General features: G+C 73.3%; 23 protein-coding genes and 1 pseudogene. All 24 read right to left on the bottom strand.

The window, feature by feature from the left end; all coding sequences use genetic code 11:
* Positions 1-10 precede the first annotated feature (10 nt).
* The 24 genes and pseudogenes from IH44_RS40805 to IH44_RS0109040 all read right to left on the bottom strand — a co-directional run bounded on the left by IH44_RS40805 (position 11) and on the right by IH44_RS0109040 (position 19057).
* A complete protein-coding gene (locus IH44_RS40805) occupies positions 11-880 on the bottom strand; it encodes a hypothetical protein (protein ID WP_030458938.1) in 870 nt (289 codons plus the stop codon).
* Positions 877-1743: a hypothetical protein gene (locus tag IH44_RS0109135; RefSeq protein WP_051816696.1), complete on the bottom strand. Its 867-nt coding sequence runs from the start codon at positions 1741-1743 to the stop codon at positions 877-879. The genes IH44_RS40805 and IH44_RS0109135 overlap by 4 nt, the downstream gene beginning before the upstream one ends.
* Positions 1740-2063, bottom strand: a complete 324-nt coding sequence (locus IH44_RS42545; protein WP_051816695.1) for a hypothetical protein — start codon at positions 2061-2063, stop codon at positions 1740-1742. The genes IH44_RS0109135 and IH44_RS42545 overlap by 4 nt, the downstream gene beginning before the upstream one ends.
* Positions 2064-2170: 107 nt before the next feature.
* Positions 2171-2860, bottom strand: a complete 690-nt coding sequence (locus IH44_RS0109125) for a hypothetical protein (RefSeq protein ID WP_051816694.1) — start codon at positions 2858-2860, stop codon at positions 2171-2173.
* Positions 2861-2985: 125 nt separating this feature from the next.
* Positions 2986-3912 (bottom strand): DUF4259 domain-containing protein, encoded by a 927-nt coding sequence (locus IH44_RS42540; RefSeq protein WP_107066498.1) that lies wholly within the window; start codon positions 3910-3912, stop codon positions 2986-2988.
* A gap of 63 nt (positions 3913-3975) precedes the next feature.
* On the bottom strand, positions 3976-4737 hold the full coding sequence (locus IH44_RS0109115; RefSeq protein ID WP_030458934.1) for a hypothetical protein: 762 nt from the start codon (positions 4735-4737) through the stop codon (positions 3976-3978).
* Between the two features lie 41 nt (positions 4738-4778).
* Entirely contained in the window at positions 4779-5495 is a 717-nt protein-coding gene (locus IH44_RS0109110; protein ID WP_051816692.1) for an HAD family hydrolase, read from the bottom strand.
* Positions 5496-5510: 15 nt separating this feature from the next.
* Entirely contained in the window at positions 5511-6614 is a 1104-nt protein-coding gene (locus IH44_RS0109105) for an MFS transporter (protein ID WP_157852218.1), read from the bottom strand.
* Positions 6615-6830: 216 nt separating this feature from the next.
* Positions 6831-7715 carry a helix-turn-helix domain-containing protein gene (locus IH44_RS0109100; RefSeq protein WP_030458931.1) on the bottom strand — a complete coding sequence of 295 codons (885 nt, stop codon included), beginning with the start codon at positions 7713-7715 and terminating at the stop codon, positions 6831-6833.
* 45 nt (positions 7716-7760) lie between these two features.
* The gene (locus tag IH44_RS40790) at positions 7761-8261 is read right to left on the bottom strand and encodes a hypothetical protein (protein ID WP_030458930.1); all 501 of its coding nucleotides are present in this window, start codon (positions 8259-8261) and stop codon (positions 7761-7763) included.
* Positions 8258-8944 carry a hypothetical protein gene (locus tag IH44_RS42535; protein ID WP_051816690.1) on the bottom strand — a complete coding sequence of 229 codons (687 nt, stop codon included), beginning with the start codon at positions 8942-8944 and terminating at the stop codon, positions 8258-8260. The genes IH44_RS40790 and IH44_RS42535 overlap by 4 nt, the downstream gene beginning before the upstream one ends.
* A 14-nt stretch (positions 8945-8958) precedes the next feature.
* Positions 8959-9534, bottom strand: a complete 576-nt coding sequence (locus IH44_RS0109085; protein WP_051816689.1) for a DUF4913 domain-containing protein — start codon at positions 9532-9534, stop codon at positions 8959-8961.
* 373 nt (positions 9535-9907) lie between these two features.
* A complete protein-coding gene (locus IH44_RS47805) occupies positions 9908-10147 on the bottom strand; it encodes a hypothetical protein (RefSeq protein ID WP_232794874.1) in 240 nt (79 codons plus the stop codon).
* A gap of 205 nt (positions 10148-10352) precedes the next feature.
* Positions 10353-10679, bottom strand: a pseudogene (locus IH44_RS47800) (DNA cytosine methyltransferase); the annotation flags it as partial.
* Between the two features lie 19 nt (positions 10680-10698).
* Positions 10699-10890 carry a DNA cytosine methyltransferase gene (locus IH44_RS47795; RefSeq protein ID WP_081966799.1) on the bottom strand — a complete coding sequence of 64 codons (192 nt, stop codon included), beginning with the start codon at positions 10888-10890 and terminating at the stop codon, positions 10699-10701.
* On the bottom strand, positions 10887-11381 hold the full coding sequence (locus tag IH44_RS0109075; RefSeq protein WP_030458928.1) for a hypothetical protein: 495 nt from the start codon (positions 11379-11381) through the stop codon (positions 10887-10889). Before IH44_RS0109075 ends, IH44_RS47795 begins: the two co-directional genes overlap by 4 nt.
* A 155-nt stretch (positions 11382-11536) precedes the next feature.
* Entirely contained in the window at positions 11537-11983 is a 447-nt protein-coding gene (locus IH44_RS0109070) for a hypothetical protein (RefSeq protein WP_030458927.1), read from the bottom strand.
* 223 nt (positions 11984-12206) lie between these two features.
* On the bottom strand, positions 12207-12854 hold the full coding sequence (locus tag IH44_RS0109065) for a hypothetical protein (RefSeq protein WP_030458926.1): 648 nt from the start codon (positions 12852-12854) through the stop codon (positions 12207-12209).
* Complete coding sequence (locus IH44_RS0109060) at positions 12851-13399, bottom strand: hypothetical protein (protein ID WP_157852216.1); 549 nt, start codon at positions 13397-13399, stop codon at positions 12851-12853. The genes IH44_RS0109065 and IH44_RS0109060 overlap by 4 nt, the downstream gene beginning before the upstream one ends.
* A 35-nt stretch (positions 13400-13434) precedes the next feature.
* Positions 13435-14007, bottom strand: coding sequence for a hypothetical protein (locus IH44_RS40770; RefSeq protein ID WP_035954466.1), 573 nt, complete (start codon positions 14005-14007; stop codon positions 13435-13437).
* A gap of 52 nt (positions 14008-14059) precedes the next feature.
* Positions 14060-15208 (bottom strand): DnaB-like helicase N-terminal domain-containing protein, encoded by a 1149-nt coding sequence (locus IH44_RS40765; RefSeq protein ID WP_051816687.1) that lies wholly within the window; start codon positions 15206-15208, stop codon positions 14060-14062.
* 203 nt (positions 15209-15411) lie between these two features.
* Complete coding sequence (locus IH44_RS0109050; RefSeq protein ID WP_157852214.1) at positions 15412-16239, bottom strand: hypothetical protein; 828 nt, start codon at positions 16237-16239, stop codon at positions 15412-15414.
* Between the two features lie 152 nt (positions 16240-16391).
* Positions 16392-17228 carry a hypothetical protein gene (locus tag IH44_RS0109045; protein WP_030458923.1) on the bottom strand — a complete coding sequence of 279 codons (837 nt, stop codon included), beginning with the start codon at positions 17226-17228 and terminating at the stop codon, positions 16392-16394.
* A gap of 62 nt (positions 17229-17290) precedes the next feature.
* Complete coding sequence (locus tag IH44_RS0109040) at positions 17291-19057, bottom strand: type IV secretory system conjugative DNA transfer family protein (RefSeq protein ID WP_030458922.1); 1767 nt, start codon at positions 19055-19057, stop codon at positions 17291-17293.
* Positions 19058-19133 lie beyond the last annotated feature (76 nt).

Here is a 19133-nt window from a genome sequence, read left to right as displayed (position 1 = left end):
CGGCGTTGGTTCACCGGGTGTACGTCGCGAAGGCGGAGCGCACCAGGGCTCGCTGCTGCTCGATCGGGAGGGCGTCGATCGCCGCGATCTTCGCCGTGATCGCGGGATCGAAGATGCCGCTGCTGGTGTCGGCCAGACCGGCGGCAGCCAGGATCCGGCCGATCACCTCGGCCTCGATCAGCGCCTCGCAGCTGTCGTGCACCTCGCAGTACATCCGCACGTGGGCGGTGACGCCGACCAGGGCTTCGGACAGCGGCCCGCGGTGGCCCAGCAGCAGACCCAGAGCGGCGAGGACTTCCTCGGTGGCACAGCGCAGCAGGTCGGTGTCCTCCGGGTGGGACAGCCAGCGCACCGCCCTCATGTCGTACAGGTCCTCCGCCAGTTCGGGGTCGTGTTCGACCTCGGAGGCCAGGAAGCTGGCGAGGGCCGCCGCGGTGGGGTCCAGGACCCCGAGGGCTCGCTCGAGCCGGGTGCGCAGTTCGCTCTCGTAGACGGGCAGCAGCGACTCGGCGAGTTCGCCGGCGGCCGTGGCCGGGTCAGCCGGAACGACGGCGGAGCTGAGCTGGGAGTTGCTGGCGTACACGAGCACGTCGAAGGCGATGAGGGGGCAGATCAGGAACCGGTCCTCCTCGGCGGCGGGCAGCACCAGGAGCCGGCGTCCGTCGGGGCTGTCGAGCACGGCGCTCTCCGCCATGGTGTCGCGGTCCAGTCCGAGGTCCTGGGCGTTGCGGCGGTCCCACACGCGGTCGTAGAAGTGGTGGCGAAGGTCGGCGTCGTCGCGCAGGTCCATCGCGGTGGCCTCCCACCGGTCCGGGAGCCGCTGGGCCAGGGCGTGCGCGAACTCCGCCACGGGGCTGAGGTGGTTCTGGGGGCTGGTCATGATCGGATTCCTTCGGCGGGCTTCTTCTCGGACAGGTGGTGCAGGACGCGGGGCAGGGTCATCGCGGAGTCCAGGCGCCCGGCGGCGAAGTGGACGGCCTTCCCTCCGGCGCCGACGTCGCCGGGGCGGGCCAGGCTGTAGCCGACGGCCACGTTGTCCTCGTCGCGGCGGACGCGGACGAGGACCCCGCGCTCGGCCAGCGCGGCGAAGTAGGTGTCGAGGTCGGCCGCCTCGGACAGCGCCAGGTGCATCTGCTGCTGGAGCCACACCCGGGAGGGCTCGCTCCAGCCGTGCCGCTCCGCCTTGATGATCTCGGCGCTGGTGGGGTAGCTGGTGGTGACGCGGGGTCCGGTGCCGACGGGCCGCAGCGCCCATTCGGCCTCGATCGCCCGGCACTCGGCCTGGGCGCGCGCCGCGTCGCGGTGCGTCAGGGGCCGGGAGCCGTCCGGCCGGATCGTGACGGCGGCCAGATGGATGTGGTGGACGGCGTGCCGGACGGCCACCCACCGGCACGCCGGGCCGTTCTCGGGCGCGATGCCGGTGGCCCGCACGATGCGCCGGGCGACCTCGGCCCATTGGGCGTCGTCCAGGATCGGATCCTCGGGAGCGGCCCGGACCGCGCAGTGCCACACCCGGTTCGGCGGCATCGTCCCCAGCTCGGCGGCGCGCAGCTGGGCGTGCTGGTCGAGCCGTGCGGCCAGACGCCTGATGGTTGCGTCCGGGGCGCGGCCCGGGTCGGGGGCGCCGTGCACGTCCCAGGCGGCGACGAGGTGCGGATCGTCGTGCTCCTCGCGCCGGCCGGGGCCGTAGAGGTAGGCCAGCAGCGGTCGGATGCTGTTGCCCCGGGAGATGTCGGGGATCACGCAGCCTCCAGCACGGCGTCCAGGACGGTGTACGTCCGCTCGGCGAGGTCCGGCAGGACCGCGAGTGCGGCCTCGCACGCCGGCCCGTCGCCTGAGTCGCGGACGGTGGCGACGGCGGCGTTCAGCTCGCCGGCCATGCGGTCGAGGGCCTCGGCGAGCGGGCGCCGCGGATCGCGCTCGGCGCGTGCGAGCGGATCGGTGGACCTGGCGGCGGCCAGGGCGGCGTCGCCGATGAACCCGGCGATCGTGAGGCGCTCGGCGGCGGCGCGCTCGCCGATGGCGGCGATGGCCGTTGGGGTGAACCGCACCGTGATCTGCACGCTGCGGCGCTCTGTCGTGCGCGGTCGCCGCTGAGGCCCGGCGGTGGCCGGCGACTCGGTGCTGTCGGTCGGGGAGATGTGCAGTCCTTCCAGGGAGTGATGGGGCGTCAGCGGCGGTTCGGTCGGGTGGGGCTGCCCTCCGCCGTAGCGGGTGCCTGCGCGGGGCCCGGGGTGGAGAGGGTGATCGCGACGGAGCTGTGCGCTGTGGCGCCGGCGGCGCGGGCGCTGGGGGCGGCGGTCAGTGGTGGCAGCGGGTTGTCCGGGTGTCCCAGCCGGTCGACCCAGCTCCGGGCGGCTTCGACGGTGGCGAAGCCGCCCTGGCGCAGGGTGTACGAGTGGTTCGCCGTGTCGACGTCCTCGTAGAAGACCCTGACCGGCTGCTGGCCCGGATCGGGCCGGCTGTCGGTGGCGATGATCCACGTCTTGTAGAAGTCCGGGCTGTCGTGGGTGTAGTCGTCTCGGATCCCGAAGCGGTCGCCGGAGACGGCCAGGAAGTCCTCCAGGTCCCGGGTGGCCTGGTCGGTGCTCATGGGGTCTTCGGCGTCCACGGTGAGCTGGCCCGGGTCCGCGCCGCGGGAGATGAGCCAGTTCTGGGCGAGCGCGGCGATGGGGTGGCGGCTGAAGTCGAAGCGGTACGTGCCCTCCCCGAGGTCGCGCTCGACGTGGATGGCCGCGTACTGCGGGAGGCCGGGGACGTCGTGCCAGGTCATGGTGCCGTCGTGCACGACGTGGAAGCTGTCGGCGAGGAGCTCGGTGTGCGGGTTCGTTGTGTGCTGGACCGCCAGCGAGGTGTACATGTCCAGGCTGAGGCAGAGGTCATCGAGCCTCGACTCGTCGTCGGCGGTGACCGGTCGGAGGCCGTCGACGTCGAAGCGGGTCTCTTCGAGGGTTTCGTGGGTGGGGATGAGCGGGGTCCTTCGGTTCAGCGACGCGGGCCGGGGCGGTGGCCGGCGGAATCGGGTGGAGGCAGCGAGTCGGTGGGGCCGCGGCCGGGGACGGCGTCGCCGGGCGTGGTCCGGGTCCGGGCAGCCGCCGACCGCGGGGCAACGGCCTGGTCCGTCCCGCTGGCGACGGCGTACTCGTACCGGTCGGCCAGCTCCTGCAGATCACGGCTGGCGAGAGCGAAGCGGGCCCCGAGGGTCTCCAGTTCGATGCCGGTGAAGCGCAGGACGCCGTTCGTCTGGACCGCCGAGTGCTTGCCGTCGGCGACCTGGGCGAGCGTCTCGCGCGCTCGGGAGGCCGTCGCGCGCAGTTCCCGGTCGAGGGTGTCCACCTCGTACGACTGGCGCTCCATCAGATCGGCAAGAGCGTGCGCCGGTGACTCCTTGGGATGCCGGGCGTGCAGGTCCAAGGCGTCCTCGACGCCGAACCTGTCGCGAAGGAGCTGCTGGCCGGCGAACACTCGCCGCTGCGGTCGGGGCGCCGCAGGCTCCGGGCTGGAGGCCGGGGCCGTCAGGATGAGGCGGATCCGTTGCACGTTGCCGAGCCACTGCTCGCCTCGCTCCCGGACGTACCAGCGGTCCACCTCGGCGTCGGCGTGGGCGAGGACACGGTCGAGGGCTGCGGCAGCCTTCGGCCGGAGATCCGTCGGCAGAGGCGGGACCGGCTCGCGCGGGCCGCTGTTGAGGTTGACGTCGCCGCCGTCCGGGCACTGCGAGGCGATGACAGCCGCGGCGGCGACGACCTCCTGCGCCAGGTCGGTGTCGAGCGGGCCCTCCGGCATGGCGACCGCGACGTCGAAGAGGCGGTGGAGCCACGGCGGTAGCTCGCTGTCGAAGAGGCTGTCGAAGCGCTCGGCGGTGCCGACGGCGGCGTCGTTGTGGAACGGACCGGTGTCCCAGCTTCCGATGAGGGGTCTCCTGAGCGTGGTCGAAGGCCGGGCCCGGCGGGCCCGCTGAGGTGAAGACGGCGGTCAGCGCAGGGACCGGGCCGCCGGCGGCGACACGGAGACCACGACGGCTGCGGGCTCCTCCGGCGCTGCGGGAAGTACGGCTGGCCGAGCACGGGCGGCAGCCGAGCGAGCGGCGGTCGTCGTGGTGGTCAGGGCCTCGTACCTGGTCTGCCCCTGGGGAGTGAGAGTCAGATCGTGGCCCCGGAAGAGGTCCTTGCGGGCGTAGTGGTCCACCAGGCCCTTGCCGATCAGGGCATCGACGGTGGCGACCTTGACGTCGGCGCCGCCGGCCACGACCCTGACCGACCCGCGCGCGCCCTTAAAGATGGTGACGGTGGACGAGCCGACCAGCCGCAACGCCTCCTCCTGCCGCGGCGGCAGGCGGCCGGCCGCTGGTGCCGCCTTCGCTGCCGGCACCGGGGCCGGCGGCGCGACGAAGGCGGGCAGCTCCTTGTAGACGCCGATCAGCGCGGTGAGCGAGCGGTGCAGTTCGGTGCGGCGCGTGACCAGGAGGTCGATGTCGAGGGCGCCGTTGCGCAGGATGCCGTTGGTGACGGGCATGGCGGTGTCGTGGCCGGCCGCGATGCGCTGGAGGTCGTCGCGCAGAGCAGCGGCCAGAGCGACCAGCCGGGTCTGCACGTCGTCGAGCTTGACGGCGGTGGAGGCGATCTGGTCGGCGACCGCGCCGTGGAGGGTCGCTGTGCGGAACCCGGGAAGGTCGCGGGGCTCGACCTGGAGCTCGGACCACACCGTCCGGTTGCCGAGGTCGGTATTGCCGGGCACCCGGGGCCTCCACGGGGCGATCGGGCGCCCGCTGTCCGCGCTCACGCCGCCGCCAGCTGGCCGGAGGCGATGATGGCGATGCCGGTGGCGACGGCGTCCTGGATCGTGTCCACCAGCGGGACGCCAGCGGTGGCCAGCCGGGTCGCGCCGTGAAGCCCTGCGGTGTGCAGCACCGGGACGGCTCCGACGGCGTACGCGGCGACGGCGTCGTCGACGCTGTCCCCGATCACCAGGGTCCGCGCCGGATCGACCCCCGGGCCGAGGGCCCGCAGGTGCTCGATCATGGCGGGCGCCTTGCTCGCCACCGCTGCTCCGGGGCGGCCGTCGATCCGCTCCAGCAGGCCGGTGATGCCCGCCTTGGCCACTTCACCGACGAGCCGCTCGTGCGGGGCCAGCGACAGCAGGCTCTGCCGCACACCCCGGGCGCGCAGGCCCATCATCAGCTGCCGGGCGCCCGGCTGGAGCCGGACCGGCCTGCGGGCGAGTTCGGCGAGGAAGGCGTCATCGGCGGCGTGCCACTCCTCGTCGCCGAGCCGGCGGCCGAGCAGGTCGGCGTAGAAGTCGCGGATGGGCATCCGGTGCAGCGCCTGGTAGGTCTCCACGCTGATCGGCTCACCGCCCAGACCGGGCAGGGTCGCGTTCAGAGCTGCGACGTGATCGTCCAGGTCGGCCCGAAGTGTCCCGTTCCAGTCCCAGATGATGGTGATCGGCGCGGGCGTGGCCTTGGTGGTGCGGTTGGGCAAGAAGTCCAGCTCCAAGAAGAAAGGGGTAGATCAGGGAAGCGAGAGCCGGCGGCGTCCCGCGACGAGTGCGGCAGCGGCCAGCGCGGCACCGAGCAAGGGGACGGCGGCCGTGGCGGTGTGGCCGTGCGCGGAGAACTGGCCGGCGAGGGCGGTGCCCGCTGCCTGGCCGAGACCGATCACCGCGATCAGCCAGGCGGCGGCCTCGGTGGCGGTGCCGCTCGGCGCCAGGGCGTCGCAGGCGACGAAGGCTGAGGCCAGCCACGGGGCGAGGAACAGGCCCGGCAGGACGCTTGCCGTGATCATCAGCCACGGAGGGGCGGGCAGCAGCAGGACGGCGAAGGCGCAGGCGTACGCCGTGCCGACCGCGGGCAGGGCGCGGCCCGGCGGCCACGGGTGCTTGAGCTTGGCCCAGGCAGCGCCGCCGACGAGGCTGCCGAGCGACAGTGCGGCCGGAAGCACTCCGGCGAGCCACCCTTCGTGGTGCCGGTCGGCGTAGGACAGGGCCAGGACGGTGAAGGAGCCGAGCGTCACCCCGAAGAACACCGAGGCCGTGAGCAGGACCAGCAGACCGGGCGAGCGCAGCGGCCCGAGCCAGTGGACCGTGCGTGCCGCGGTCCGGACGCTGGCGGGAGGGCGGGCGGCGACGGCCAGGGTGCCCGCGCTGCCGGCCGCTGCGCAGGCGACCAGCGCCAAGTCGGGCGAGGCGAGCAGGCACACGGCGGTGACCAGCAGCGGTCCGGCGACGAACACCACCTCCTGGGAGGCGGAGTCGAGGGCGAAGACCTTGTGGTGGTGGCGCGGTTCGACCAGCCGGGTCCACATCGCCCTCAAGCCCGCCTCCAGCGGCGGGGTGGCCGCACCCGCGACGACCGACAGCATGGCGGCGGCCAGCGGCTGGGCCGCGCAGTCCACGAAGGCCAGTGCGACGAACGCCGCGCCAGAGACGGCTGCTGCGGGCACCGCGACGGCGGCCAGGGTGGAGCGGTCGACCACTCGGCCGAGCAGCGGCTGCCCGATCGCCCCGGCCAATGCGTACAGCGCGGCCAGGACGGCTCCGACCGCGGTGGAGGCATGGTCGGCCCGGGCCGCGAGGAGGACGGCGATCGGGGCCATCGCCGCGGGCAGACGACCCACCAGGGTTCCCGCCAGCAGCGGCGTGACGTGCGGGGTCCGAAGGATGGATCGCCCACCTGCCCGGCCGGAGCCTGCCGGAAGCGCTGGCCGGAGGCGTTCGGGATCCGCCGCTGAGGCGGTGGCCGGCGTGGGGGTGCTGCTCGTAGGGACAGAGGACGGGGAAGGCGGGATCATGAACCTCGGGGTGGGGGTCGCGGGCCGGGCGGTCGGGGTTCGTCAGCGGCGGTGCGCCGAGGCGGCGACGAGCAGCGGAGCGGGCGGCTGCGGAGCCGGGGCGTGGGAGAAGGAGATGTGAAGGGTGATGCTGCGCAGGTCCGCCGCCGCTGCTCGGGTGCTCACCGGCCGTTCGGCGTTCTGCAGTTCGGAGAATAGGTCGCCCTGTGCCGGGCTCTGCACGACGACGGCGGCGCGGCCGGCGGCGGCCAGCGCGGTGCCGGGCTTGGCCGGTGCGGACGGGGTGTGGGAGCCGGAGGTCCAGGCCGCCAGGGCGCCGTACACCCGGCCGATCGCCAGCCCCGCCTCGGTGGCGCTCCACCGGTAGGTGCGGCGGGTGCCGCTGCGGGCCACGAGGCCGCGCTCCTCCAGCGCGAGCAGCCGCTGGTAGGCCGCCGCCTTGTCGCGGGCGCTCAGGGAAGGGACCAGGTTCGGGTAGGGCATCGGCGCGCTGCCCGCCAGTTCGCTCAGCAGGGGCACGGTGTGGGAGCTGGCCAGCAGGCCCAACGCCTCCTCGATCATCTCCGGCGCCTCTTCGGCTTCGACACCCTGTCGGGGGTAGCGCTCGGCCCAGGCAAGGGCCGAGGCGTACACGGGCGCCAGCGCCTGGCCCTTGGGAGACAGCGAAAGGTCGAACCACGCCGCGGCACTGCTGCTCGGGGTACGGGTGATGACGTCGGCTCCGGCGAGCGCGCGGAGAGCCGAGTACGCGCTGCTCGCCGGAATGACCGGGTCGGCCGCCAGGAGGTCGCCGCTGGTCGTCGTGCCCTGGCGCAGCGCGTGGACGATGCGGGTGGCCCACCGGATGGAGAGGACCTCGGCGGCCCGCTGGACGGTGCTGGTGGAGGGCTTCGACGTGGCGGGCAGGACGGCGGTGGCGGTCGACACGGGGTGATCTCCGATTCAGGCGTGCGGTTGGGCAGTTGGGCGGCGTCAGCGCTGGCGGGCGGCCGGGGAGAGAGCGACGGCCGGAGACACTCCTGCCGGCGCGTGGGCAGAGGCGGCGGACTGGGCCGGGGAGGTGCGGGTGGAGGAGGCGAGGGCGGCCTGGAAGCGGGCCGGCATTCCGCGCCGCACCTCCTGGCCGGCGGCCTGCCGCAGGCGGCGGGCCGCGGTCTCGTAGACCGCGACCCCCCTGCGTTCACCGACGGCGACCAGGTGGATGCCCTGCAGATGGCGCGGGTTGTGGGGTGCGCGGCGCTCCACGTAGACGAGCCGGTAGTCCAGCGCGTCGTCCAGGTAGAGCTTCCTGGCACCGCGCAGGTCGCGCTCGCCCTGCTCTTCGAGGAGAGGGCCCCGGACCTCGGCGCGTACCAGACGGCCGAGGTAGCTCAGGGCGAGCATCCGCACGTGCTGCGGCACGGACAGCAGGTCGTCCAGGGCCTCGGGGTGGGCGCTGAACCCCGCCAGGGGCCGGGTGGGCGTGGTGGTCACCGGACGGACCTGCGAGCCGAGGTCGCCGCCGCTGCGGCGAGGGCGGGAGCGGGTTCCGCAGCGGCCGTGCGGCGCTGGCCGGTCGCTGTGCGGGTTCGCGCGGCGTTGGCCTGCGGGCTGACCACCACGGACACGTCCCCGTCGGCGACCGGGGGCAGCGGGGTGCGCCGGTTCTCCAGCCACTGCTGGGCTTCCTGCGGCGAACTGAAGCTACCCTCGCGCAGCTTGTACCCGCGGTCCGGGTCGACGGTCTCCAGGTGCAGCAGGAAGGGCCGCTCGGCGCCGTGGTCAACCAGCCGGTAGCGGGAGCCGGACTCCAGAAGGCGGGCGGCGGCGGAGGCGCTGCGGGCGTCGGCCGGGGCGCCGGGGTGGCCGGAGCGGTCGAGGAAGGAGTCGGTCTCGGCGCCGCGCTGGACGAGCCAGGCCGCGGCCAGGGCGAAGGTGGGCAGGGTCTCGGTGGCGAGGGTGAACGTCTTGCCGTCCTCGCCGTGGTGCAGGTGCGCGGCGACCGCGGAGTAGCCGGAGACGTCCGCGAAGAGGAGGAAGTCCTCCGCGCCGCCGTCGTGGTCGAGGTGCACCTCGGTCAGCAGCTCGTACGCATCCTCCGCGGCGAGGAACTGCACCTGGGCCTCGGCGGAGGCGGCGTCCGCTGGACGCCGTCCGGGCAGGTTGAAGTCGGGCAAGGGTCGGCTCTTTCTCAGGTGAGGGGGTGGTCGACAGGAGCGGTGTCGGTCAGCGCGGGGTGCGGCAGCACCCGGTGGCTGATGTGGCCACCGCTGCTGGTGCAGGCGGCGAACGGCCCGTCGGCGGAGCGGAGCTTCATCAGCGCGGGCTCGAGGTGGTCTCGCTGCCACGAGCTGGGCCCGGCGGCACCCGACTCGGGGTCGAGCGCGGCCTGCCAGGCCAGCCAGAGGGCGTGCAGTCGCGCGACGGCCTCCGGGTGCTCCTTCCAGCGCGGGCACCAGGGCTTTCCGGCGGTGGTCTCGGGGCCGTAGATCTTGGTCCAGATCTCGTCTACCCATGGGGTCATCAGCTCCAGTTCCTGCTCGTACTGCGGGTCGTCGAAGGCGAGGATGAACAGCGGCTCTGCGCCGCCGTGGGCGTCCGGATCGTCGCTGTCCTCCGGAGGGAGGGCGGTGGTCATGCTGGCCAGCTGCTCGGCCTGCAGGTCGAATCCCGCCGCGAGAGCGCTCAATTTCGCGGTCAGCACGTCGATCTGGGCGTTGGTGTAGCCGTCCGGCGCGGACGTCGGGTCGGGCTCGGGGGTGGTCAAAGGGGCGGGTGCCTCTCGTCGGCGGGTGATGACACGAGGATGTGCGCTCGGCGGCCCGACGTATCGGGCCGGAATTGGTGTATAAGCACCCCCGCTCACCGCCGCCCGCAGCAGCGGACGGCGGCAAGCAGATCGGCTGCTCCCAGCAACTCCAGTGCACGGCTTGCCTGTTGGGGGACAACGCCGTTGCCCAGGGCGGTCAGCTGGGCGGAGCGGGACAGGCCCGGGACGGCCGTGACGTGTCCCTCGCCGACGCCCATGATCCATTCGACGAAGCGGGGGGCGAGCCGGCCTCGCTCGTCGGTCGGCTCCGGAGCGGGCCGGGTGACCCGCTCCCAGCGGGCGATGGCCGGCCCGTACGGACCCCACCGATTCAGTCCGAGTCGTCCTGCTCCCAGATCGGCAGCACCACCGCCGACAGCGGGGGCCGGAACCCCGCCCCGGCCCGGCGCCCGGGCGTCCCGGTGTCCGAGGCCCTCGGCGTCGGCAGCAGCTGGGCCGCCGCCGACGGCAGGGTCAGATCCCCTTTGCTGCCACGGCTGTTGGGCCCGCCGTGCGTCCCGTCGGAGGCTTTTGGGGTCGGGAACAGCAGGTGCTCCACCTCGTCGCTCAAGTTCGGCCCGTGGCCTCCCTGGCGTCGCTTGTCCGGGTGCTGCGAGCCGCCGATCGAGCCCAAGTTGCTCGTCGGGGTCTTCAGCAAGGTGACCGCATGCCCCAGATCCTCCCGCTTCGCGTCCGGCCCCTTCGCATCGCGAGCTTTCGGTGTCGGAAGGCCAGGCGACGAGGAACAGCCGCTCCCGGCGGTGGGGGGCGCCGACGGCGGCAGCGGGTAGCACCGTCCACCGCGCATCCATCCCGAGGTCGGCCAGGTCTCCGAGAACCGCGCCGAGTGCCCGCAGAGCAGGCTCACCTCCGCCGTCTCCCAGATCGCACCAGCCGCACTCCAGGTCGCCATCGGCTGGCGAGGCAGCGGCTGCGGAGAGGATGCCGCGGACGTTTTCAATGATCACCAACTTCGGCTTGAGGACGTCGATCGCGCGGGCGATGGTCAGCCACAGTCCGGAGCGGGTGCCCTCCATCAGACCGGCCCGTCGGCCGGCGACGCTCAGGTCCTGGCAGGGGAATCCCGCCGTGAGGACGTCGATCGGCTCGACGTCGCTCCATTCAACTGCGTTGATATCGCCGAGATTTGGCGTCTCTAGGCCAGTGGTGGGCGAGGATCGCGGCGGCGTTGGGGTTCATCTCGGCGTGCCAGGCCACGCTGCCACCGAGGACGGCCTGGACGCCGAGGTCCAGGCCGCCGTAGCCCGAGCACATGCTGCCGATGCGCGGCCACCCGCCGCCCGGCACGGTCATCGGCGCGCTCCGCCGCGGGCCGTCGCGGCGCGCGCGGCGGGCGGCGACACCTGCACCGCGGCGCCGGGGCCGGCGGCCGTCTGCGACGTGAGCGGTTTGGCCGGCCGCTGGGACAGGGCCGCGGAGCGGGTGAGGACGATCGCCTGCTCTCCGGTGAGGGCAAGGAAGTCCGGTGCCGGGCCGGTCAGGTCCGCCGCGACCTCCTTGAGCTTCCAGACCGCCTCTTCGAGGACTTCCCGGGAGGAGGAGAGGGACTTGAAGTAGGCGGTGCGGTGCGGCCACGGGGCGGATGCGGGGCTGATCCGCTTGAGCGCGACCGCGACGACGGCGGGCTGGGCGCGCAGGATCGCCTTCGCGGTCAGCAGGCCGGCGTAGGCGTAGGCGAGGGAGCCGCGCCGCCAGGCGATGTCCTCGGGCCTGGTGGACTCGGGGGAGGTGGTGTCGTACTCGTCCACGACGTTGGACAGGACGGTCTTCTGCACCTCGGACATGGAGTCCAGGACGGCGCCGAGGCGCTCGGGCAGCGGATCGCGGTGGCAGTAGATGCTGAACAGCTCTTCGCTGAAGTAGTGAAGGTTGGCCGCGGTGCGGAGCAGCCACTGGGCCTGGGTGTCGGGGGAGATGGTGGTCAGTGTGGGTCCTTGGGTCAGCGGCGGGGGGCGGGGGCGCTGCTGCGGGGCAATGCGGCGATCGGGAGGGGTTCGGTCCGGCGGCCGGGCAGTGCGCGGCGCAGGCGCTGGGTGACGCTGAGGGCGGCGGACCGGCGGGGCTTGGCCGGGACGGCGGAGACGCCGGCCGAGGCGAGGTGGTCGGCGTCGATCCGCAGCTGCCCTGCGGTTCGCCGCAGTTCGGTGGAGGCGGCGCCGTAGACGGCGGCGGGGTTGACCGGCTGGGCGTCGGGCAGGGCCCAGACGTCGGCGCTCACGGCGTGCTGGAGCAGGTAGGACAGGTGCCGGGTGGCTTCGGTGACGCCGGCGTGGGCGCGGGCCAGCGACAGAGCGGTGAGCCGGGCGGCCGTCATGGTGGTCGGGTGTGTCGGGAACCACTCGGAGAACTCGGCCGCGGCGAGCGTGCTGGTCTGCAGCTCCTGCATCGCGCGCAGGTGCCCGGCGACGTCGCGGGCATCGGGTACTCCGGCGGCGGAGGCCGTGCGGACGGTGGGCAGCTTCGCGGCGAGGGCCTCGGCCTGGTGGGCGACGTCACGCAGGTGCCGCTGGTGGTCCTTGACCTCGGAGGTGGGGCGGGTGGAGGGCGTGGTGGGACTCCATCGGATCGGGATCTGCCGGCGGAGGGCAGGCTCGGAGCTTCGTCGGCCGTCAGGTGCGCCGGAGCGGAACGACCGTCGCCGGCGGTGCGGGGGCGGCCGGCGGTGCCGGGGGCTCGGCGGGTGGGGAGATGAGCACGAGCGCGGGTGAGCGGCGAAGGGCTGCGTCCACGCGGCGCTCGGAGTCGCCTGCGGCCGGGGGGTGGCTCTCGGGGAGCGCGGCCGGCCCGCGGCGGGAGGCGAGGGCGGTGACGCTGCTGGGCCCGGGGCTGGCGGTCACGCTCTTGCCCAGCTCCTCGGCCATCGAGCGGATGGTTTCGCGGGCGGTGGCGAGGGAGCGGCGGGCGCTGCTCTGCGCCTCGGGTGTCGGCTCTGCCTCGGTGAGCAGGCTCGCCGCCCGGGCCAGCGCGGCCTGGGTGAGGGTGAGGGCCGTCGTCGTCGCGGTGAAGACGCCGAGCCCCGGGGGGCTGGCGGTGTTGGTCGCGAGGAAGAAGGTCTCGTCCAGCGGGATCGTGATCAGCTCGTGCAAGCGGATCATCGGCCAGACCAGCTCCCGGACCTCGGGCAGCGGCTCGTGCGGGGCTGGCACGGGGATGGCTTTGCTGAAGGCCGCCAGTTGCTCGGCGAGTGAGCCCAGCGTGTCGATGTCGCGCTGGCTGAGGCCGACCGCGGCGGGCGGGAGAGGGGGTTCGGCGGTCAACGGCGCTTCCTGGCAGGGGTGGTGGCGGGTGAGCCGAGTACGAGCGCGGCCTCGGCGGGCGCCGCCGGCGCGACCGGGGCGAGGCGGGCGGTGAACGCGAGCACTTCCTCGGCTCCCTCGGTCGCACACTGGTCCGCGCTGTCCAGCGCGGCGACCGTGTGCTCGGCTCGGCGCAGTCGCAGCTTCTCGGCAGGGCTGCCGGGCTCGGCTGGGGCGGTGGTGGCGAACTTGATCGACAGGTCGAGGGCGGCGCCCAGGTGCCGGTGGACGGTGGCCGCGCGGCTCATCGCGACGTCGTAGGCGCCGGCCAGTGCCGCCGCGGAGGGGTTGTCCGCGACCAGCTGGTGGCGGTAGTGCTCGGCGTTGTCGCCGCAGTGCCGGATGAACGCAGCCGCTTGGCGGCAATGCTCCAGCAGGGCGTCTCGGCTGGGGATGCCGGGGACCGGCCCGCTGGGGGTGGCGGCGGCGTTGCGCCCAAGGGCGCGCAGCATCCCGGCGACCACCGCCAGGTCGTTTCGGTAGTCGGGGCGCGAGCTTGCCGACACGGCCCCGCCGAAGGTCGCGGCGGCGGCAGGGGCCCTCAACGGCGCCGCCCGCCGACGACGGTGCTCGCTCCGGTGCGGGCTGGCAGCGAGGCGACAGTGGCTGCTCCCGCCCCGGCGGTGGAGCGGGCGGTGGCGGCTGAAGCCCGAGGGGTCGGCCGGTGTGCGAGAACGGCGACGGGGCCGGTGAGCGAGCGGGCATCGCGGCGCAGGTTCTCGCTGGCGCCGGCCAGGGCGAGGCGGGTGCGGGAGAGTGCGAGGTTGAGCTGCTGGGAGCCGCGCTCGCGGACCTCGTCGGCGCGCGGGCCGCCTATGCCGTCGACCTCGTACAGGCGGCCGGCCATCGCGGCGGCCCGGCCCAGTGCGCCCAGTGCCTCGCCCAGCTGCGCGGTCGCCGCGGTCAGGGAACGGACGACGGCGCGGTCGGCGCTCTGGGTGTGGGGGTGGTGCAGGGCCGCGGTGACGTGCAGCACGTCGTCCTGGCAGTCGCGGATCGCCCGGGTGTGCCCGGCCAGTTCCTCCAGGCCCGGCAGGCCCTCCTCGCGGTACGCACGCGGGAGTTGGTTCGTGAGGTAGTCGATGGCGTCGGCCGCCGCGTGCAGCCGGTGCACGGACTGGGCACGGGGGTGGGAGGTGGTGGGAGGCAGTGGAGTACTCCGGAGGTCAGCGGCGGGGGCGGGCGACGGGCTCGCCCGCCCGGTCGGTGGTGGTGGCGGCCGGTGGGGCGGGGCTTCGGCTCAGGGCGCCCTTGCGGCGGGCGGCGCCGAGGACGACCGGACCGGTTCGCTCCGCAGGGGCGGCGGTCACGGCGCGCAGCCGGTCCTGCACCCGGTCCGCGGGGACCAGCGCCTGGACGGCCGAGCCGAGCAGCGGACCGGCGGCGATGGAGGCGTCCAGCGCCATCACCCGGACGATGCCGGCCGAGGTGGCGGCGGTGCGCAGCAGCGAGGCGCGCAGGACGTGCTCCGCCCAGTAGGCGGGATCGCCCGGCATCCCGGCCGAGCAGATCTCCCGGACCTGGGCCACGGAGATCACGCCGGCGGCGAGCGCCCCGCGCCGCTGGACCTCCCACAGCACCGTCAGCTCGTCGAGGGGCTCGCGCCGGTGCGCGAGCGCGGCCATGGCCAGGTAGACGGCGCGGTGGCCGGGGTCGACGAAGTCCTCGCCGACCAGCTGGGCGGCGACCTCGGAGATCCGCCCGGGCGCGCTGAGCAGGCTGGAGAGCAGTGCCTGCTCGTGCTCTCGGGCGGCCTCGACCGCGGCGGAGGCGTTCTCCGGTGGCGGCGGGGTGGGCAGCGGGCGGCGCGAGCGCTGGTCGATCGTGCCCCAGGCGTCGGCGAGGCGCTGGATGACGGAGTGCAGCGCGCCGGTCAGCTCGACGGTCGCCTCGACTGACGCGGTCTGGACCGCGGCGAGCAGCCGGTGGGCGTGTTCGTCGAGCGCCCTCCTCACGGCCGTCTCCAACACCATCCGGCCGTAGCTGGTGGCGTGCTCGGACCGTGGGCAGGTTGAGATCAGGGTGTGGCCGTAGCTGGCGGTGACGCCGGGGATCTCGCGGGCGGCGGTGGCGATGGCCGTCAGCGCCCAGTCCCTCAGCTGCTCGTCCCCGGCATCCGGGGCGAGGGCCGGGTGGCCGGCGGCGTACTGGGCCAGCAGGATCGCGAAGACACGCTCGTGGGCCGGACGGTAGAAGTGCCGGGGCTCCAGCCACCCGGCCAGCAGCCCGACCCGGGACGGATCGAGCAGGCACGCGCCGAGCACCGCCTGCTCGGCCTCCAGCTGCGGGCTCATGTCCCGGCTGACCGGCGTCACCGCGGCGCCACCTCCTCGCGCAGGGCGGCGGGGAGCATCAGGTCGCGCAGCCGGTCCAGGTCCTCGACGAGGGCCTCATCGCGGATCCAGAGACGGCCGGAACCAGCCGCCAGGTACCAGGTGCCGTCCGCGCGGTTGATCGGCAGGAAGGGAAGTTCGTGGTTGATGTCAACTCCGTTACGCAGAAGGCAGGATGGGGGTGGTCAGCGGGAGGGTCGGGCGTGCTGCCGGGGTGCGGCCTGGGCCGCCGAATGGGCCGCCGAATGGGCCGCGGGTGCCGACATCGCCACCGCGGCGTTCGCGGTTCGGGCGGCTCCGGCTCGGCTGGTCTTCCGGCTCGGCGGCGGGGCGGCGGCACGGTCGGCGGCCAGGTCGGCCGAAATCTCGGCGTCGATCGCGTCCAGCGACCGCGCGTGCTCGCGGAACAACTGCGCCTGGTCGGCGTGGCCGGCCTCCTCGGCGCCGCGGGCGAGTTCGGTCAGCGCGGTGCGGACCGTGCCCAGGGCAGCCAGCCCGTCGGACAGTTCGACGGCCGAGCTGTCCGCGCCCTGCCACTCGCCCGTCAGGGGGAGCAGGCCGAGGTGGATCTCGCCGACCACCTCCCGCAGGACCTCGGCGTGGGCGAATGCGCGCCCGGCCAGGTGCTGCGGATTGATGGAGCCGAGGTGATCCAGCTGCCGTGCCGTCGCGTGGAGGGCACCGAGCTTGGCGGCGACGGTGAACTCCGGCGCGGGCGCCGGCACGAAGGCGGAGGTGTAGTCGGCGACGGCGTCCCGCAGGCGGTCAGCGTCGATGCCGTCGTAGGTCAGCATGAACTCCGCGTTGTAGGAGGTTAGTTCCGCGCCGCCGTCCCGGGCGGACGGCGCTCGGTTCCTCTCGTTGAAGACGCGGTGCTCGGCGAAGCCGAACCAGTTGGCGTCGACAGGTCCGGCGCTCGGGGAGACGATCCGGATCCGCACACCGTTCCAGGTGTCCGCCCGGATGGTCTGGGACAGTTCGGCGGTGACGACCATGTCGCCGCGCCGAGCCACCTGCCGAAGGCCGGTGACGGTGCCGTCCGGCAGCGGACAGATCAGCCGCAGCGCCTTCGCGCGGTCGACAGACTTGCTCCAGGGAGACAGAGCAACCTCCTGGTGGTGGTGGACGGTTCAGTGCTGACGGGCGCCGGCATGGTGGGGTCGGGTCACGCGACCGCCTCACCGCGGCAGCTGAACGGGGAGCAGCCGCCGTCGGGCCCGTTCTCCAGCTCGTCCTCGTCCAGGTCCAACTGCGCTTGCATGGCTCGGAGTTCGATCCGGCTGAGCTTGTCGATCGGCGCCTGGTCGAGGGGCAGGCGAGAGCGGTGCAGGTACGCCTGCCCGAGCAGCGGGCGTCCGTCGGCGTTGGCGCGGGCATTGCCGGCGCGGATCGCGGCGTCGAATTCCACGACGTCGGCCCATTCCTCGGGTGAGGTGTCGCGGATTTCCCGCCACTGGGCATTTCCGTGAAATGGACAACCCAGGCAGCTCGACTTCGGCGTGGATCCCCAACCGTGCTCGGCGAGCAGCTTGAGGCAGTCCGTGCGGGACATGCCGAGGTCGATCAGCGGGAAGGTGTGCCGGGTGTACTTGACGTCCGAGTCCTTGGCGCGATGGAATTCATCGGTGCTGATGCCGATCCACTGCTCGGCGTACACGCCATTCGGTACCCGGGTGGGGTGCGGGTACCCTAGGAGTTGGCGCACCTGCCGCTTTATCGGCTTGATTTTATATTCGCCCGTACATTGCCGCCGAGTCATTCCAGGACTGCCGTCCTGGTTGAGAATGTAGAGCGGCATCGAGGCAAAGCGATGGGCGGGGTCGAGGGCATCCCGGCGGATGTTTCCAGACGACACGCGCAGGATCGGTATGTTGGCCGGCCGGGCGATCTTCCGTTCCACCTCGTCCAGGTGCCGGTAGACCTTCGCCGGTTCCCAGCCGGTGTCCGAGAAAATGGCGTAGTCCAGTTTTGGAAGCTCGCCCAGGGCCGACAGGAGAAGCAGGCAGGTCGACTGTACACCGGCGCCTAGTGAAAGGATTCGCGTGGCCGGTTCGGTGGTATAGATCATGCGGCACCACCGGCCTTGGCCATCGCCCGTTCGGTGATCAGAGCGGTCTGCCGGGAGGACGCCGCGCCGACCTCGGCGGCACCGGGCTCCTTGTACCAGGGGCGCAGAGTCAGCAGTGCGGGACGCAGGCCGGTGGCGAAGAGAAGCGCCGTCCCCTTCTTCAGGGCACGGATCTGGTCGGGCGGGAGAATGCGCTCCTGGCGCATGCTGACGGAGGTGGACCTGCCCGATTCCGACGTGGAATGCGAAACCGTCTCCACGTCGTGGTCGCCGACCAGCCGCGAGAGCTTGTCGGCGAAATCGGCATCGTCGATGCCGGAGCCGACCAGTTTGATGGTGGCCGCGCTCCACATCGCGTCCATTCCCGCCTCGCCCCAGACTTTCTGGCCCTGGCGGTAGGACTGGAGAATGGTGATCGGGATGACACCGCGAGACCCGAGATGGGAATACAGGTCAGGCAGGTCGCCGATTTTGCACACATTTGCTGCCTCGTCCAGAATGGCGAGGAGTGGCGGGTCGAGACGGCCTCCGGCGCGCTCGGCCTCGATCACCGCGGTGCGCATCACGGAGTCCGCCGCAGCCGCGATCAGGGCCGATGCCGAGCCGCCGCCGTCCTTGGACAACAGGAACAGGGAGTCCTTGCGGGTGACGAACTCCTCCGGCTTGAACTCCGGCAGGTCGGGATTCGGTGTGACCCACTTGGAGATCTGCGGATCGAGAAGGCAGGCCGCGTATTGGCGGGCGGTTTCGTAAATGCCGTCGCGGGTTTCGACCGCGCCGGAGACGGTTCCCTGGAGCTGGTCCGCGATGGCGATCAGCTGGTGTGCGCGGAGAATGTCGACCGGGGTGCGGTCGCTGGGGACGGCCAACCACTTGAGGACGTCCGTGATCGGCCGGCCGTCGCGGCCCGCGGCGAGGAACAACCCGCACAGGGTGTTCTGGGCGGCGGTGGACCAGAAGTCGCCCTGGCTGGACTCGTCGACGGCCGCGGCGACGAAGTGGCCGGCGAGGCGTCGCGCGCCCGGCAGGTCCTTGGCGTCGGCGAGGATGTCCCACCACATCGCCTGCGGGGTATGGGCGATCTGCTGCGGATCCATCGTCCACACACGGCCGACCTCGGACCGGGCCTCCAAGGTGGCCGTGTAGGCGTCCCGGGCCGCCTTGTTGGAGGTGAGGAGAACCGGGCCGGGGGCGCGCAGGATGGCCGGCACGGCGATGCTGGTCGTCTTGCCGGAGCGCGGCGCCATGATCGCGACCGCGACGTCCTCCCAGTTGGAGCGGACCTCGGGACCACTCGGGGCGAGGTCGCCGAGCAGGATGCCGGTGTCGTCCGGGCTGATCTCGCGCGGCTTGGCCTTGGAGAGGCTGGGGCGCAGGTCCCGGGCCTTGGCGGTGATCTCGGCGGGCAGCAGCGGCGCCAGGTCGCTCCGGCCGGCGAGGCCGGTGGGCTTGCGGCGGTGCTTGGACCACAGCAGCAGGCCGGCGGCGGCGAGCGCGATCGACAGCAGCGCCGGGGCGACGCGGGTGCTGATCAGCAGCAGGAGCGGGCTGAGGTGCGGGAAGGCCCGGTCGGGGTGGAGTGCGGCGTCGACCGGTTGGAACGGGGCCCACGGGACGTGGTCGGCGGTCGCGGCGGTGGCGGCGTTGCCGCCGAGCCAGGCGAAGGTGCCGAAGACGGCGACGGCGACGCCCGCGCCAATGAGCGCGTAGAGAAGGGCGTCCGAACCGGGGCTGGCAGAAGGGGATTTGGGCGAGGCGGGCAGGAGCGGGTTCCTTGACGGGGGTGTCGGCCTGCCGGGCAGGGGCGCGCGGCGGCAGGGGCCCGGAGCGGGCGGGGAA

The organism is Kitasatospora sp. NRRL B-11411, from assembly GCF_000721345.1.
Classification (GTDB): Bacteria; Actinomycetota; Actinomycetes; order Streptomycetales; family Streptomycetaceae; genus Kitasatospora; species Kitasatospora cineracea.
Note: the sequence above shows the minus strand (reverse complement) of the source record. Positions and strands in the feature narration are given on the sequence as shown.

Excerpts from the sequence above, each read along its gene's own strand:
- IH44_RS40805 (WP_030458938.1), bottom strand. The coding sequence starts at position 880 with ATGACCAGCCCCCAGAACCACCTCAGCCCCGTGGCGGAGTTCGCGCAC.
- IH44_RS0109125 (WP_051816694.1), bottom strand. The coding sequence starts at position 2,860 with ATGTACACCTCGCTGGCGGTCCAGCACACAACGAACCCGCACACCGAG.
- IH44_RS47795 (WP_081966799.1), bottom strand. The coding sequence starts at position 10,890 with ATGACCGTGCCGGGCGGCGGGTGGCCGCGCATCGGCAGCATGTGCTCG.
- IH44_RS0109075 (WP_030458928.1), bottom strand. The coding sequence starts at position 11,381 with ATGTCCGAGGTGCAGAAGACCGTCCTGTCCAACGTCGTGGACGAGTAC.
- IH44_RS0109070 (WP_030458927.1), bottom strand. The coding sequence starts at position 11,983 with ATGCAGGAGCTGCAGACCAGCACGCTCGCCGCGGCCGAGTTCTCCGAG.